This window comes from Frigoribacterium sp. CFBP9030 (assembly GCF_034045195.1).
Lineage (GTDB): Bacteria > Actinomycetota > Actinomycetes > Actinomycetales > Microbacteriaceae > Frigoribacterium.
In genome coordinates, this window is record NZ_JAXCWG010000007.1 from 21,230 (window position 1) to 35,415 (window position 14,186).

Consider the following 14,186-nt stretch of genomic DNA (forward strand, 5'->3'; position numbering starts at 1 on the left):
GGCCGGCCGCCTACGACTCAGGTCGTAGGCGATGTCCCGACCTGCGCCTCCTGTGCGGCGCGGCCGCGACGGCGAGCGTAGAGGTATGACAACGACACCGACCATCCGACCGCCGCGGCGTCGCCCCCGTGCGCCGCGCCTCCTGCCCCGACTCGCCGCCGCGACGGCCGCCGTCGCCCTCGCCCTGCCGCTCGCCGCGTGCTCCGCGGGGGCCGCGAGCGGCGCGACCGCCGACACCGCGCCTCCCGCGCCTCCCCGCCACCAGCCCGGCGGGCACACCCTGACCGCCGACGACGTCGACGGCTGGCTCGACGGGGCCGTCGGCTCGGCGCTGCAGACGACGGGGATCCCCGGGGCGTCCGTGTCGGTCGTCTCGGGCGGCGAGCTGCTCACCGCACGGGGCTACGGCGTCGCCGACACGGGCACCGAGAGCGGGACGGTCGTGCCCGTCGACCCCGACGAGACCCTGTTCCGCGTCGGCTCCGTCTCGAAGGTCGTCTCGGCGACGGCGATCATGCAGCTCGTCGAACGCGGCGACCTCGACCTCGACCTCGACGCCGACGTGCAGCAGTACCTCGACTTCGACCTCGACACCCCGAAGGGCGCGATCACCCTGCGGCACCTGCTGACGCACACCGCGGGCTTCGAGGAGGTCATCTCGGGCCTGATCGGCACCCCCGGCAGCGAGGTGTCGCTGCACGACGCCGTCTCGGCCGCGCCGCCCGCGCAGGTCTACGCGCCCGGGACGACGCCCGCCTACTCGAACTACGGCGCCACCCTCGCCGGCTACATCGCCGAGCGGGTCGGCGGCGAGCCGTTCGCCGAGCTGCTGCAGCACGACGTGTTCGAGCCGGCGGGGATGACCTCGTCGTCGTTCGAGCAGCCGCTGCCCGACGCCCTCGACGCCCGCCTCGCGAAGGGCTACGCCGACGACTCGAAGCCGGCGTCGCCCACGGAGGTCGTCAACGCGGCCCCCGCCGGCGCGATGACCTCGAGCGCCACCGACATGGCCCGCTTCATGCTCGCGCATCTCGGCGAGCTGCCCGACGGGGCCTCGCTGCTCGGCGACGACGCGCTCGCCGAGATGCACCGCCCCGCCCTCGACTCCGACGACCTCGGCACCCTGGCCGCCGGGCAGCGCATGGACCTCGCGTTCTTCGACGACAGCACCCCCGGCGTCCCGGCCTTCGGGCACGACGGCGACACCCAGGTGTTCCACACGGCCATGCGGATCTTCCCCGAGCACGACGCGGGCATCTTCATCACGATGAACGGCAGCGGGCGCTCGGCTACCGACTCCCTGGACCTGCGGACCACCGTGCTGCAGGGCTTCGCCGACCGCTACCTGCGCGACGCGGGTGAGAGCACGGGCGGCAGCGCAGACGAGAGCGCCGACGAGAGCGACAGCCGAGGAGGCGCGGGTGCGGTCGCGGAGAGCGGCTCCGACGCCGAGTCGGCCGGCTCCGACGCCGCCGCGCTGGCGGGCACGTACGTCTCGTCGCGCTCGCCGGTGACGAACTTCGGGTCGCTGCTGGCGCTCAGCGGTCAGACCGTCGTCGCCCCGCGCGCCGACGGCACCGTCTCGGTCACCCCGAAGCCGCTCGGGGTCACCACGGGCGTCTACGAGCAGATCGAGCCCGACCTGTGGCGCGAGGTGGGCGGAGACGCCGTGCTCGCGACGCGGACGGACGACGCGACCGACCCGGACGCGACCGTGACCGCCATCTCGTGGGGCGCCTCCTTCACCATGCTGCGGGCGGAGCCCTGGCAGGCGGCGTCGGTCGCCCTGCCCCTCGTCATCGCCTCCGTCGTGGTGCTGCTGGTGTCGCTGATCGTCTGGCCCGCGACCGCGCTCGCCGGTCTCGGGTCGAGCTCCCGCCGCGGCACCGCCCCGGCTCCGGGCACCGCCGTCGCGCCCCGCACCGCACCGCGCCGTCGCGACCGGACGCTGCTGCTCTCCCGACTCGGGCAGGCGTCGACGATGCTCGCCCTCGTCGGCTGGGCGGTCGTCGCCGTGCAGGCCATGTCGTTCGCCGAGGTGTCGGCCACGACCCTGCGGGTGCTGCAGGCGCTTCAGCTGCTCGGCGTGCTGGCCGTCGTGCCCGCCGCGATCGTCGCGTGGCAGGCCGTCCGGGCACGACGCGGCTGGGCGGTCGTCACCGGCCGGGTGCTCGTCGTCGTCGCCCTCGTCGCCCTCGCCGGGTTCGCGTTCGCGTTCCGCCTCATCGCTCCGAGCGTGAGCTTCTGATGCACGGGCCGACGACTCCTCCACAGGGCACTCCGGGGCGCGACCGCTCACCGTCGCGGTCGGACGGCGCCACCGCGCCGACCGGCACCTGGCATGCTCGGACGATGACATCGCACCAGGCCGCCGACGCCGGGGCCCTCGACGCCCGGGCAGTCGACGCCGGGGCACGCGACGCCAGCGCCCTCGCCCCCGGCGCCGGCACCGGCCCCGGTGTCGCGACGACGCGGCGGGTGCTCGGTCGCCTCGGGGTCCGCTCCCCTCTCGGTCGCGACATCGTGCTCGCCGCCGTGTGGGGCGTGGTCACCCTCGCCCTGCTCGGCGGGCTCCTCGCCACCGGCGAGCTCGGCGTCGCGCCGCGCGGGCCCTCGAGCCCGCAGATCACCGTGATGGTCGTGCTGGCCGTCGTCCAGTGCGCGCCGCTCGCGCTGCGACGGGTCAGACCGGTCGCCGTGCTGCTGGTCGTCGCGGTCCTTCAGGCCGGTCTGCTGGCCGTCGTGCCGTCGGGCATCGCCCTCTGGACGGCTGCGCCCGTCGTCGCCGCCTACACGGTGGGCTCGCTCCGGTCGACGCGCGTCGCCGTCGGGGCGTCGCTCGGGGCGATCGGCGTCGCGACCGTCGGGGCCGTCGTCGGCGCGACCGACGTCGTCGCCCGGCGACTGGGCGGCGGCGACGCGGTCTCGACGCCCGGCGCGCAGCTGTACGGCGAGGGGGCCTCCGGCGTCGTCGTCGAGGTCCTCGCACTCCTCGCGACGGGCGTGCTCGTCATCGGGGTCAGCGCGGCCGTCGGCTCGTGGGTCGCCCTCCGGCGCAGCCACGACCGCGACGCCCGGGCGCGGGCCGCCGAGACGGTCGAGCACCAGGCGACGCGCACCCGCGAGGCGGTCGCCGCCGAGCGCACCCGCATGGCGCGCGAGCTGCACGACGTCGCGGCCCACCATCTGACCGGTCTCGTGGTGCAGGCGGGGGCGGCCGAGCGACTGGTCGACGCCGACCCCGACCGCGCGAAGGAGTCGCTGCGGAGCGTGCGGGCGCAGGGCCGCGAGACCCTCGACGCCCTCCGGTCGATCGTCGGGATCCTCCGCGAGACCGGCGACGACGCGAACGGCACCGTGCCGGTGCCCGGTCTCGGCGACGTGCCCGGCCTCGTCGACTCGGCCCGCGCCTCCGGAGCGGTCGTCGAGGTCCGGTCGCAGGGCACCCTGCCCGTGCTGGCGCCGCTGGCCGACGTGACGGCGTTCCGCACCGTCCAGGAGGCGCTGGTCAACGCCCGCCGCCACAGCCCCGGCGCGGTGGTCGAGCTCTCGATCGACGCGACCGCCGAGCGGCTGACCATCGTGGTCGAGAACGACCTGCCCGCCGACGGCGGCACGGAGCACACCCCCGGGTACGGACTGGTCGGCATGCGCGAACGGGCGGCGCTGGTCGGCGGAGCGCTCGAGGCGGGCGTGGCCGCGCCGACCGGGGCCGGTGCAGCCGGGGCCGGTGCAGCCGGGGCCGCACAGCGCTGGCGCGTGCGGCTCGAGCTGCCCGTCGAGACCGGCACCGAGGTCACCCCCGGGGAGCCAGCGTGATCCGCGTCGTGCTGGTCGACGACCAGGCCATCGTGCGGACGGGGTTCCGGGTGGTGCTCGAGACGTCCGGCGGGATCGAGGTCGTCGGCGAGGCGGCAGGCGGGCGCGAGGCCGTCGAGCTGGTCCGCCGGGTGCGACCCGACGTCGTCGTGATGGACGTCCGCATGCCCGCGGGCGACGGCATCGCGGCGACGCGGGCCATCGTCGGCGGCGGCGACCCCGCGCCGGGCTCCGCAGGGCCGGAGGCGCGGGTCGAGTCCCCCGCGCCTCCGGCCGTCCTCGTCGCCACCACCTTCGACCTCGACGAGTACGTGTTCGGCGCGCTCGAGGCCGGGGCCAGCGGGTTCGTGCTGAAGGACGTCGAGCCCGACGAGTTCGTCGCCGCCGTGCGGAGCCTCGCGGCGGGGCAGGCCGCCATCGACGGCGCGACGACCCGCCGGGTGATCGCCGAGTTCACCCGGCGCCGCCGCACGATGGCCGTCGAGCCCTCGCCCGACGTGCTCACCGAGCGCGAGCAGCAGATCGTGCGGCTGCTCGGCGACGGGCTCTCGAACGACGAGATCGGCGACCGGCTGGTCGTCGAGACGAGTACGGTCAAGTCGCACCTCACCCGCGTCATGACCAAGCTCGGCACACGCGATCGGCTGCAGACCGTCGTCTGGGCGTTCCGATCGGGTCTGCTGCCCTGAGCGCTCCCCGCGACCCCGGCCGCGCCTCCCGGATCCCGCCGGCCAGACCCGCGCCTCCCCGATCCCAGCCATCGCCTCCCCGACCCGCGCCTCCCCCACCCGAGCCCTGGCGACCACCCGTCGACCGGCCGACAGATTGCGATCCGCAGCCATGACCACCACCCTCCTCGTCGCCGGCGCCACCGGAGACCTCGGTCGCCGCATCGTCCGCGAACTGCTCGAGCACGACGTCCACCTGCGGGTCCTGACCCGGCCCGGCAGCGACACGGCGGCCACGCTGTTCGGCGCCGACGACCGCATCGACGTCGTCACCGCCGACTACACCGACCACGCGGGGCTGGCCGCCGCGGTCTCGGGCGTCGAGGTGGTCGTCTCGGCGGTCAGCGGCGTGCGGCCCGTGATCGTCGACGCGCAGCGGGCGCTGCTCGCAGCCGCCGTGGTGGCGGGTGTGCCGCGCTTCATCCCGTCGGACTACTCGGCCGACTACCGACGCATCAGCCCCGGCACCAACCGCAACTTCGAGCTGCGCCGCGAGTTCGCCGCCGACGTCGACGCCGCGCCGATCCAGGCGACGTCGATCCTGAACGGCATGTTCACCGACCTGCTGACCGGCGACGCGCCGATGATCCTCTTCGACCGCCGCCGGGTGCTGTTCTGGTCGTCGGCCGATCAGGTGCTCGACTTCACCACGAAGGACGACGTCGCCCGGATCACCGCGCTCGCGGCGCTCGACCCGCAGGCGCCGCGCGTCGTCGAGGTCGCCGGGTCGCAGGTGTCGGCACGGGAGGTCGCGGCGACGATGACCGAGCTGACCGGCACCCCGTTCAAGCTCCTCTGGGCCGGGACGACGGGCACGCTCTCGGCGATGAGCTCGATCGGGCGACGGCTGTCGAAGAGCGGCGACGAGACGTTCCCCGCCTGGCAGGGGATGCAGTACTTCGTCAGCATGTTCAGCGGCCAGGCGCAGCTGCACCACGTCGACGACGACCGCTACGGCCCCCACCGCTGGACGACGGTGCGCGACGTGCTCGAGCAGCACCTCGCGGCGCGCCCCTAGCCCGCGCCTCCTGATCCGATGGGGGTGCGGCGGGTTCCCGTCATCCGCGGCGGGTCAGCGCTGACCCGCCCGCGATGACACGGACCCGCCGCACCCGCACGGCGCCGCCCCGCCCAACCCGCAGCACGGCGCCCGGCCGACCCGCGCCTCCCGACCCGCGCCTCCCGATCCGATGGGGGTGCGGCGGGTTCCCGTCATCCGCGGCGGGTCAGCGCTGACCCGCCCGCGATGACACGAACCCGCCGAACCCGCACGGCGCCCCGCCCAACCCGCACGGCACCCGCACGGCACCCGCACGGCACCCGCGACGCAGCGAGGCCGCCACCCCGCAGGGGTGACGGCCTCGCGCTGGAGCGCGGTGCTACTTGATGAGCTCGATGGCGCTGGCGACCTCGGTCGACAGCTCGCTCGAGATGGGAGCCGAGCCGGCGGCGTCGGCGGCGACCTGCTGGCCGTCCTCGCTCGTGACGTAGCTGAGGTACGACTTCACGAGCTCGCCCTGCGCCTCGTCCTCGTACGACTCGCACGCGATCAGGTAGCTGATCAGCACGATCGGGTAGACGCCGGCCTCGGTCGAGGTGCGGTCGAGCTCGATGGCGATGTCGCCCTCGCCCCGGCCCTCTTCGCGCGGCGAGGCGTCGACGATGGCGGCGGCCGCGTCAGCCGAGTACTCGACGAACTCGTCGCCGACCTTGATCTTGGCGACACCGAGGTCACCGGCGCGCGAGGCGTCGGCGTAGCCGATGGTGCCGTCGCTGTTGGTGACGGCGTCGATCATGCCGGTGGTCTGGTTGGCGCCCTCACCGCTGTCGAGGGGCCAGACTCCGTCGGCCTCCTCGGTCCACACGTCGGGGGCCGTGGCGTGCAGGTAGTCGGTGAAGTTCTCGGTGGTGCCCGAGTCGTCCGAGCGGTGCACGGCGGTGATGGCCGTGCTGGGCAGCTCGGCGTCGGGGTTGTCGGCGGCGATCTCGTCGGCGTCCCACGTGGTGATCGAGCCGTTGAAGATGCCGGCGATCGTGGCGGGCGAGAGGTTGAGCTCGTCGACGCCCTCGACGTTGAAGATGACGGCGATGGGCGAGACGTAGGCGGGCAGCTCGACGATGTCGGTGTCGGGCGTGCAGCCGGCGAAGGTGCTCGACTCGAGCTCCTCGGCCTTGAACGCGCGGTCGGAGCCGGCGAAGTCGGCGGCACCCGAGATGAAGCTCTCGCGCCCGCCGCCCGAGCCCTGCGCGTCGTAGTTGACGGTGACGCCCTCGTTGGCGGTCTGGAAGGCGGCGACCCAGGCCTCCTGGGCCGACTGCTGCGACGAGGCGCCGATGCCGGAGATCGTGCCGGACAGGTCGGAGGATGCGCTCTCGGAGGGGCTGGTCGAGCCGCCTTCGTTCGAGGCGCAGGAGGCGAGGAGGACGGTGCCGACGGCGGCGATCGCCAGGACGGTACCAGTGCGCTTGAGTTTCATCGGGTTCCTTCGTGAGGTGCTGAAAGCAAGGGATTCGAGGTGCTCAGAAGAATCTGACTGCAGCTCGTGTCTCACTCACGTCCTGTCCGTGTCCTGTCGGTGAACGGACGGTCTCAGCACGGTCACGATCCGACGCGCGGGCGCAGAACATCGCCGGCGCAGAACGGCGCCGGCTCGGAGCAGCGTCAGCTCAGAGCAGCGTCAGCTCAGAACAGCGGCCAGGGCACCGCCGACGACTCCCCCGACGGTGCGGGGAACCGGCCCGCGCCCAGCAGGGTCTCGAGGCGCGCGATCGTCGCGACCCGCGCCTCCTCGGTCAGCAGGCCGGCCAGCTCGACGCCGAGGTCGCCGTCGAGGTCGGCGCGGAGTCGTCGGAGCGCCGCGGTCTCGTCGTCGTCGAGCTCGTCGCCGATCCAGCCCCAGAGGACGGTTCGGAGCTTGTGCTCGACATGGAAGGTCAGACCGTGGTCGACCCCGTGGCGGCGGCCGTCTGCGAGGGCGAGCACGTGGTCGCCCTTGCGGTCGGCGTTGTTGACGACGACGTCGAACACGGCCATGCGGCGGAGGGCCGTGCTGTCTTCATGCACGAGCGAGACGGGCCGGTCGTCTTCGTCGGAGCCCTCGAGCACCGTGCGCCAGCCGGTTCCCGGCACCTCGTCGGTCGGCAGCAGGTCGACGGCGGGGTGCTCGGGGTCGATCTCGCACCAGAGCTGGACCATGCCGGGCCCGTGCGGTCCGTCGCGCAGCCAGGTGCGCGGCACGATGTCCCAGCCGAGCGCCTCGGAGACGAGGTGGGCGGCGACCTCGCGCCGGGCGAGGTCGCCGCCGGGGAAGTCCCACAGAGGGCGTTCGCCGCGGCTCGGCTTGTAGACGACCTCGCGGTCGCCGATCAGCCCGACGAAGGTCGCGTTCGAGGCCGTGGTCAGTCGCGCCGTGAGCTCGAGCTCGGCGCCGTCGAGGTCGACCTCGTCGCTCACCAGAGGTCGCCGGCGGGGCAGTCGTGGCCCTCGGGGCCGAGCGGGTTGCCGCAGCGTGGGCAGAGCGGACGACCGGCGCGGACGATGCCGAGCGTGCGGGTGGCGAAGGCCCTCGCCGTGCCCACGGGGATGCGGACGCGCAGCAGCTCGGCGGGCTCGACCGCCTCGGCCAGCATGGCGAGCTCGGGGTCGTCGGCGGACGGCTCGAACGAGAACCCGTCGAGACCGCCGCCGGAACCTAGCTCGGAGTCGTCGGACTCGGTGCCGTCGTCTTCGATCAGGGGGAACGCCTCGATGACCACCTGCGCGGTCGACGGGTCCCAGCCGAGGCTGATGGCGCCGGTGCGGAACTCGGGGGCGACGGGCTGGTCGAGGGGCTCGTCGTCGAGCAGCTCGGCCGGTGTGTCGGTGGGGATGGTGACGGGGTTGCCGCGACCCTCGGCCGCCTTGAGCTCGTCGAGCAGCTCGTCGACCTTCTCGGCGAGCACCGCGGCCTGCTGCTTCTCGAGCCCCACGCTGACGACGCGGGCCCCGGCGCGGACCTGCAGGTAGAAGGCGCGTGCCCCCGGCTGACCGATGGTGCCGACGACGAAACGGTCGGGCCAGTCGAATCCGTGCACGATTGTTGGCATGCGCTCATCCTACGAGCGTGACCCGCCGAGTGACCCGGGAGGCGCGGTGCCCGTCAGGAGGCGCGGTGCCGGTCAGGCGCGACCCGCACCTCCTGAAGGCGCGAGGCGCGGCCCCGTCAGGAGGCGCGGCGCCGGTCAGGCGTGCCCCGCACCCCCGCCCACGGGTGCGTCGCCCGTCGGGGCCGCAGCCCGGAGCCACGACAGGTCGCCCGAGTCGGTGTTCGTCGCGATCACGTCGGGCCGGTGCGCGCCGTACCGGACGATCGAGACCGAGGCGGGGCCGACCGAGACGCGCTGGAAGAGGTCGAGGTGCATGCCGAGCGCGTCGGCGAGCACCGACTTGATGATGTCGCCGTGGCTGACGGCGACCCAGACGGCGCCGGGCCCGTGCTCCGCCTCGATCTCGGCGTCGCGGCGACGGACCGCGGCGACCGCCCGCGACTGCATCGTCGCCATCGCCTCGCCGCCCGGGAACACGACGGCGGAGGGCTGCGACTGCACCACCGACCAGAGCGGCTCTTTCGCGAGGTCGCCGAGCGAGCGACCCTGCCAGTCGCCGTAGTCGCACTCGGTGATGCCGTCGTCGAGCGGGCTGTCGAGCGGCCCCTGCTGGCGGTCGATGATGAACGAGGCGGTCTGGCGGCACCGGTCGAGCGGGCTCGACACGACCGCGACGACCGGGATGTCGGCGATGCGCTCGGCGGTGCGGGCCGCCTGCTCGCGGCCGACGCGGTCGAGATCGACGCCGGGCGTGCGACCGGCGAGCAGACCGCTGGCGTTCGCGGTGGTGCGGCCGTGCCGCACGAGGAGGACTGTTGCCATACCCCGGAGCCTACGGGCGGGCCCGCTGTCGACGCACCCGTCCGCCGGCGCACCCGTCGCCGGCTACCCCGCTACGGGCGGTTGGCCACCAGGGCCGTCGCGTACGACGGGAACCACACGCCGGCGGCCGGGCCGCCCCCGCACGGGCCGTCGCTGGCGCCCGGCGTCTTGATCCAGAGCTGGGCGTCGAGCTTGCCCGTGCCGCTCGTGCGGTGCGGGTTCACGCCGAGCCCGGCGCCGGGCGCGTTGCACCAGGTGCCCTTCCAGCCGCGTCCGTTGCGGGAGACGTCGATGACGTAGTTCGCGCCTCCTACCGCCTTCGACACCTTCTGCGCGTAGGCGTTCTCGGCGGCGACCGGGTAGTAGTTCGAGACGTTGGTCGCGAAGCCCCGGGCGACGCCGACCCCCGCCGCGACGAGCCGCTTCGCCATGACGTCGGCGGGCACCCAGTTCGAGTTGCCGGCGTCGATGTACGAGGGCACCCCGGCGTTGCTCAGAGCCGTGACGGCCTTCTTGATCAGGGCCTCACGACCCGTCGCGAGCTCGGGGCAGCTGCTGAGGTGGGCGAGCGCGTCGGGCTCGACGATCACGACGGCCTTGTGGCCCTTGAGGGTGTCGGCGATGCGCTGGTTCCAGGCGAGGTACGCGGTGGACGACGCCGCGCCTCCTCCCGAGTAGCCGCCGCAGTCGCGGTTCGGGATGTCGTACGTGACGAAGACGGGGGTCGTGCCGGCCTTCTTCGCCTCGGCGAGGTTGTAGCGGACGACCTCGACGAGCTGCGCGTCGGTGTACCACGAGCCCAGCCAGATGGCGACGGACTGCCCGGCGATGGTGCGGGCGGCGGCGGCGTCCTTCGTGCGGCCCTGCTTCGCCAGGGCGTCGGCGGCGCGCGAGGCCTCGCTCGACTTCTGCACGTAGAGCCCGCCCGCGTAGATCGTGCTGGTGGGGGCGGTCTTGATCGTGGCGCGCGTGACGGTGGCCGTGCCGGTCGTCGCGGCGTCAGCCGACGAGGCCGGGACGATGGAGGCGAGGCCTGTGGCGAGAACGAGTGCACCGACGGCGACGACGCTCGCGAATGCGAGACGGGTCATGGGATGGATCCTTGCGGGGTGTCGGGCCTCGGGTGTGGGCGGATGTGCTCACGGCCTCACCAAGTGCACCATGTCTCGTCGCGCGGCGTAGCCCCGTCTTCGGGGCACAGCGGATATCGGACAGCCGTCCGCCGAGGAGGCGCGGTGCCGGTCGGATGCGGAGGGCGTGGGATTCGAACCCACGAGACATCTCTGCCCACTTGTTTTCAAGACAAGCTCCATCGGCCGCTCGGACAGCCCTCCCGGCCTGCACGGGGCGTACCCCGGCGACCGCCGCCGAGTCTACCGGACGGCGCCGGAGGCGCCAGGGGGCGACCATGAGCGCGAAGGCGGGCGTGTGCGGCCAGGCCGGGCGGGTGCCGACGCCCGTTATGGCCGGACTCGCCCGGGTTCTGCGACCTAGAGCGTCGCGAGCGCCGTCGCCAGGCCGTCTTCCAGGTCGCTGCCGGTCTGCTCGCTCGCGACCTCGACCACGTCGTCGGGCGCCTGACCCATGGCCACGCCGCGACCCTCGGCCGAGGCCCAGCGCAGCATGTCGATGTCGTTGCGTCCGTCGCCGGCCGCGAGCACCCGGTCGCGCGGCACGTCGAGCCACCCGCGCACCCGCTCGAGTGCCGTGGCCTTCGTCACGCCGTCGGGGGCGATGTCGAGCCACGCCGTCCACCCGACGTTGTAGTTCACCTTCGACAGCCCCATGCGCTCGACGACCTCGAGGAACTCGTCGGTGCCGTGGTCGGGCGACACCACGACGACGCGGGTCGCGGGTCGCTCGCCCAGTCGCTCGAACTCGACCTTCTCGGCGTTGCCGGCGGCCTCGATCACCGGGAACGTGCCGCAGTAGCGCATCACCCCGTCGCGATCCTCGACGGCGTAGCCGCCCTCGGACAGGTTCGAGCGGATCGTCGTCAGCACCTCGGTGGGATCGAACTCCTCGACGAAGACCTGCCGGTAGCCGGTCGGCGCCGTCTCGTCACGGCCGAGCGTGATGGCCCCGTTGGCGCAGACGACGTAGTCGGAGACCAGACCGAGCCGCTCGAGCACCGGCAGCGTCATCGACACCGAGCGACCGGTGGCGATCATCACCTGGTGGCCGTCGGAGGCCAGGCGCCGGATCTCGTCGGAGACCGCGTCGCTGATCGTGCCGGTCTCTTGCATGATGGTGCCGTCGATGTCGAGGCAGACGAGCCACTGCTCGTCGTCGGGCAGAGCCGCCGCGGCGGCCGAGGCGTTCGTCATGCGACCGGCTCGATGATCTCGAGGCCGCCGAGGTAGGGGCGCAGCGCCTCGGGCACCACGACCGAACCGTCGGGCTGCTGGTGCGTCTCGAGGATCGCCACGAGCCAGCGCGTCGTCGCCAGCGTGCCGTTCAGCGTCGCGACCGGCGCCGTCTTGCCGCTCTCGGTGCGGTAGCGGATGTCGAGGCGACGCGCCTGGAACGTCGTGCAGTTCGAGGTGCTGCTGAGCTCGCGGTAGGTGCCCTGCGTCGGCACCCAGGCCTCGATGTCGTACTTGCGGGCCGCGCTCGAACCGAGGTCGCCGGCCGCGACGTCGATCACGCGGTAGTGCAGACCGAGTGCCTGCATCATCTGCTCCTGGAACGCGACGAGCGCGAGGTGCTCGGTCTCGGCCTGGTCGGGGTGCACGTAGGTGAACATCTCGAGCTTGTTGAACTGGTGCACGCGCAGGATCCCGCGGTTGTCGCGACCGGCGGCGCCGGCCTCGCGGCGGTAGCAGGTCGACCATCCGGCGTAGCGGATCGGCCCCGACTCGACGTCGAGGATCTCGTCGGCGTGGTACCCGGCGAGCGCGACCTCGCTCGTGCCGGTCAGGTAGAGGTCGTCGGCGGGCAGGTGGTAGACCTCGTCGGCGTGGGCGCCGAGGAACCCGGTGCCGGCCATGATCTCGGGCCGCACCAGCGTCGGGGTGATGAGCGGCGTGAAGTCGTTCTGGAGGGCGAGGTCGAGCGCCATGTTCATCATGCCGAGCTCGAGTCGGGCGCCGATGCCCCGCAGGAAGTAGAACCGCGAGCCCGACACCTTCGTGCCGCGCTTGATGTCGATCGCCCCGAGCTTCTCGCCGAGGTCGGCGTGGTCGAGCGGTTCGAAGTCGAACTCGCGTCGAGTGCCGACCTCGCGCAGGGTGGTGAAGTTCTCTTCGCCGCCCGCGGGGACCCCGTCGATGATCGGGTTGCCGATCGCCCGGATGGCGCGGTCGAAGGCGGCGTCGGCCTCGGTGGACTCGGCCTGCGCGGCCTTCACCCGGCCGGCCAGCTCTTGCGCCTGGGCGACGAGCGCCTTCTTCTCGTCTTTCGGAGCCTTCGCGACGGTCTTGCCGAACGCGTTCTGCTCCGCTCGCAGCTCCTCGAACGCCGCGATGGCCGCCCGGCGGGCCGTGTCGGCCGCGACGGCGTCGTCGACCGCCGACTCGGACTCACCCCGGGCACGCTGACTCGTCTTGATGAGGTCGGGGGCGTCGCGCAGCAGCTGGGGATCGATCACGCGACCATCCTAAAAGAGATTCGCCGCGCCTCCTCGGTCCGGCGTCGCCTAGGTTTGCTGCATGACGACCTCCTCCTCCCCCGCCGAGAGGCCCTCGTCGACCGAGGCCCCGTCGGCCGCCTCCGAGGGTGGGGCGGGTCGCGATGCGACCGCCGTGCGGACGGCAGCCGTGGTCTACAACCCGATCAAGGTCGACCTGAAGACCATCCGCGCGTCGGTGCTCCGGCACCAGGACGACGCCGGGTGGGGCCCGACGCGGTACTACGAGACGTCGAAGGAGGATCCAGGAGGCGCGGTGACGGCGACCGCGCTCGCCGACGGTGCGTCGATGGTGATCGCGGCCGGCGGCGACGGCACCGTCCGGGCGGTGGCCGAGGCGCTGCGCGGGTCGGACGCCTCACTCGCGCTGCTGCCCTCGGGAACCGGCAATCTGCTGGCCCGCAACCTGTCGCTCACGCTCGACCGCCTCGACGACTCGATCGCGACGGCCTTCCGAGGCCGCGACCGCGACATCGATCTCGGCGTCGTGGACATCGAGCGCGAGAACGGCGACCGCGAGACCAAGGTGTTCGTCGTGATGGCGGGCGTCGGGCTCGACGCCAAGATGCTCGCGAACACGAACGACGAGCTGAAGAGACGGGTCGGCTGGCTCGCCTACGTCGACGCCATCGCCCGGGCGCTGCGCGACGACAACAAGATCGACGTGCGGTACCAGCTCGACGACGGCGAGACGAAGACGATGAGCGCGCACACGATCATCGTCGGCAACTGCGGCCTGCTGCCCGCGAACATAATGCTGCTGCCCGACGCCGCCGTCGACGACGGCATCTTCGACATCGTGGCGCTGAGGCCCGAGGGCGTCATCGGCTGGGCGCAGATCTGGATCAAGATCGTGTGGGAGAACGGGGTGCTGCGGCGCAGCCACGTCGGGCGCCGCATCATGGCCGCGAACTCGCGCGAGGTGCGCACGCTCCGCTACAACAAGGGGAAGAAGCTCGTCGTGCGGCTCGAGAGCGCCCAGGACTTCGAGATCGACGGCGACTCGGTGGGCAAGGCGGTCGCGCTGCGCGCGGTGGTCGACCCCGGGGCGCTCACGGTGCGGGTTCCCGCTTAGTCGCGCTGGGGCCGCTGGGGCCGCTGGG

At 73.2% G+C, this 14,186-nt stretch carries 12 protein-coding genes and 1 tRNA gene; 5 read left to right on the plus strand and 8 right to left on the minus strand.

The genetic code is table 11. The annotated features are described in order from the left end of the window. Positions 1 to 85: 85 nt before the first annotated feature. From SOM13_RS09340 to SOM13_RS09355, 4 genes are all read left to right on the plus strand, one after another. Entirely contained in the window at positions 86 to 2,248 is a 2,163-nt protein-coding gene (locus SOM13_RS09340) for a serine hydrolase domain-containing protein (protein WP_320479523.1), read from the plus strand. Positions 2,249 to 2,352: 104 nt separating this feature from the next. Then, complete coding sequence (locus tag SOM13_RS09345) at positions 2,353 to 3,819, plus strand: histidine kinase (protein WP_320479524.1); 1,467 nt, start codon at positions 2,353 to 2,355, stop codon at positions 3,817 to 3,819. Continuing rightward, positions 3,816 to 4,508, plus strand: a complete 693-nt coding sequence (locus tag SOM13_RS09350; protein ID WP_320479525.1) for a response regulator transcription factor — start codon at positions 3,816 to 3,818, stop codon at positions 4,506 to 4,508. Before SOM13_RS09345 ends, SOM13_RS09350 begins: the two co-directional genes overlap by 4 nt. A 151-nt stretch (positions 4,509 to 4,659) precedes the next feature. Then, entirely contained in the window at positions 4,660 to 5,565 is a 906-nt protein-coding gene (locus tag SOM13_RS09355; protein ID WP_320479526.1) for an NmrA family NAD(P)-binding protein, read from the plus strand. Positions 5,566 to 5,926: 361 nt separating this feature from the next. Here the strand turns inward: SOM13_RS09355 and SOM13_RS09360 are convergent, their stop codons facing one another. The 8 genes from SOM13_RS09360 to serS form a co-directional block, all read right to left on the minus strand. After that, entirely contained in the window at positions 5,927 to 7,024 is a 1,098-nt protein-coding gene (locus tag SOM13_RS09360) for a phosphate ABC transporter substrate-binding protein PstS (protein WP_320477945.1), read from the minus strand. A gap of 206 nt (positions 7,025 to 7,230) precedes the next feature. Next, entirely contained in the window at positions 7,231 to 8,001 is a 771-nt protein-coding gene (locus SOM13_RS09365) for an SCO1664 family protein (RefSeq protein WP_320479527.1), read from the minus strand. Further along, entirely contained in the window at positions 7,998 to 8,633 is a 636-nt protein-coding gene (locus SOM13_RS09370; RefSeq protein ID WP_320479528.1) for a DUF3090 domain-containing protein, read from the minus strand. Before SOM13_RS09370 ends, SOM13_RS09365 begins: the two co-directional genes overlap by 4 nt. Positions 8,634 to 8,768: 135 nt before the next feature. Next, entirely contained in the window at positions 8,769 to 9,455 is a 687-nt protein-coding gene (locus tag SOM13_RS09375; RefSeq protein ID WP_320479529.1) for a histidine phosphatase family protein, read from the minus strand. Positions 9,456 to 9,526: 71 nt separating this feature from the next. Beyond that, positions 9,527 to 10,546, minus strand: coding sequence for a glycoside hydrolase family 6 protein (locus SOM13_RS09380; protein ID WP_192060758.1), 1,020 nt, complete (start codon positions 10,544 to 10,546; stop codon positions 9,527 to 9,529). Positions 10,547 to 10,704: 158 nt separating this feature from the next. Continuing rightward, positions 10,705 to 10,789 (minus strand) — tRNA-Ser (locus SOM13_RS09385). A gap of 156 nt (positions 10,790 to 10,945) precedes the next feature. Then, the gene (locus SOM13_RS09390) at positions 10,946 to 11,782 is read right to left on the minus strand and encodes an HAD family hydrolase (RefSeq protein ID WP_192060759.1); all 837 of its coding nucleotides are present in this window, start codon (positions 11,780 to 11,782) and stop codon (positions 10,946 to 10,948) included. Continuing rightward, the gene (serS, locus tag SOM13_RS09395; protein WP_320479530.1) at positions 11,779 to 13,044 is read right to left on the minus strand and encodes a serine--tRNA ligase; all 1,266 of its coding nucleotides are present in this window, start codon (positions 13,042 to 13,044) and stop codon (positions 11,779 to 11,781) included. Before serS ends, SOM13_RS09390 begins: the two co-directional genes overlap by 4 nt. 61 nt (positions 13,045 to 13,105) lie before the next feature. Between serS and SOM13_RS09400 the strand changes: the two genes are divergently transcribed. Beyond that, entirely contained in the window at positions 13,106 to 14,158 is a 1,053-nt protein-coding gene (locus tag SOM13_RS09400; RefSeq protein WP_192060761.1) for a diacylglycerol/lipid kinase family protein, read from the plus strand. Positions 14,159 to 14,186: the final 28 nt, after the last annotated feature.

Bases quoted from the DNA above. Each gene is read 5' to 3' on its own strand.
- SOM13_RS09355 (WP_320479526.1), top strand. From the start codon at position 4,660: ATGACCACCACCCTCCTCGTCGCCGGCGCCACCGGAGACCTCGGTCGC.
- SOM13_RS09340 (WP_320479523.1), top strand. From the start codon at position 86: ATGACAACGACACCGACCATCCGACCGCCGCGGCGTCGCCCCCGTGCG.
- SOM13_RS09370 (WP_320479528.1), bottom strand. From the start codon at position 8,633: ATGCCAACAATCGTGCACGGATTCGACTGGCCCGACCGTTTCGTCGTC.
- SOM13_RS09390 (WP_192060759.1), bottom strand. From the start codon at position 11,782: ATGACGAACGCCTCGGCCGCCGCGGCGGCTCTGCCCGACGACGAGCAG.
- SOM13_RS09375 (WP_320479529.1), bottom strand. From the start codon at position 9,455: ATGGCAACAGTCCTCCTCGTGCGGCACGGCCGCACCACCGCGAACGCC.
- SOM13_RS09400 (WP_192060761.1), top strand. From the start codon at position 13,106: ATGACGACCTCCTCCTCCCCCGCCGAGAGGCCCTCGTCGACCGAGGCC.
- SOM13_RS09360 (WP_320477945.1), bottom strand. From the start codon at position 7,024: ATGAAACTCAAGCGCACTGGTACCGTCCTGGCGATCGCCGCCGTCGGC.
- SOM13_RS09380 (WP_192060758.1), bottom strand. From the start codon at position 10,546: ATGACCCGTCTCGCATTCGCGAGCGTCGTCGCCGTCGGTGCACTCGTT.
- SOM13_RS09345 (WP_320479524.1), top strand. From the start codon at position 2,353: ATGACATCGCACCAGGCCGCCGACGCCGGGGCCCTCGACGCCCGGGCA.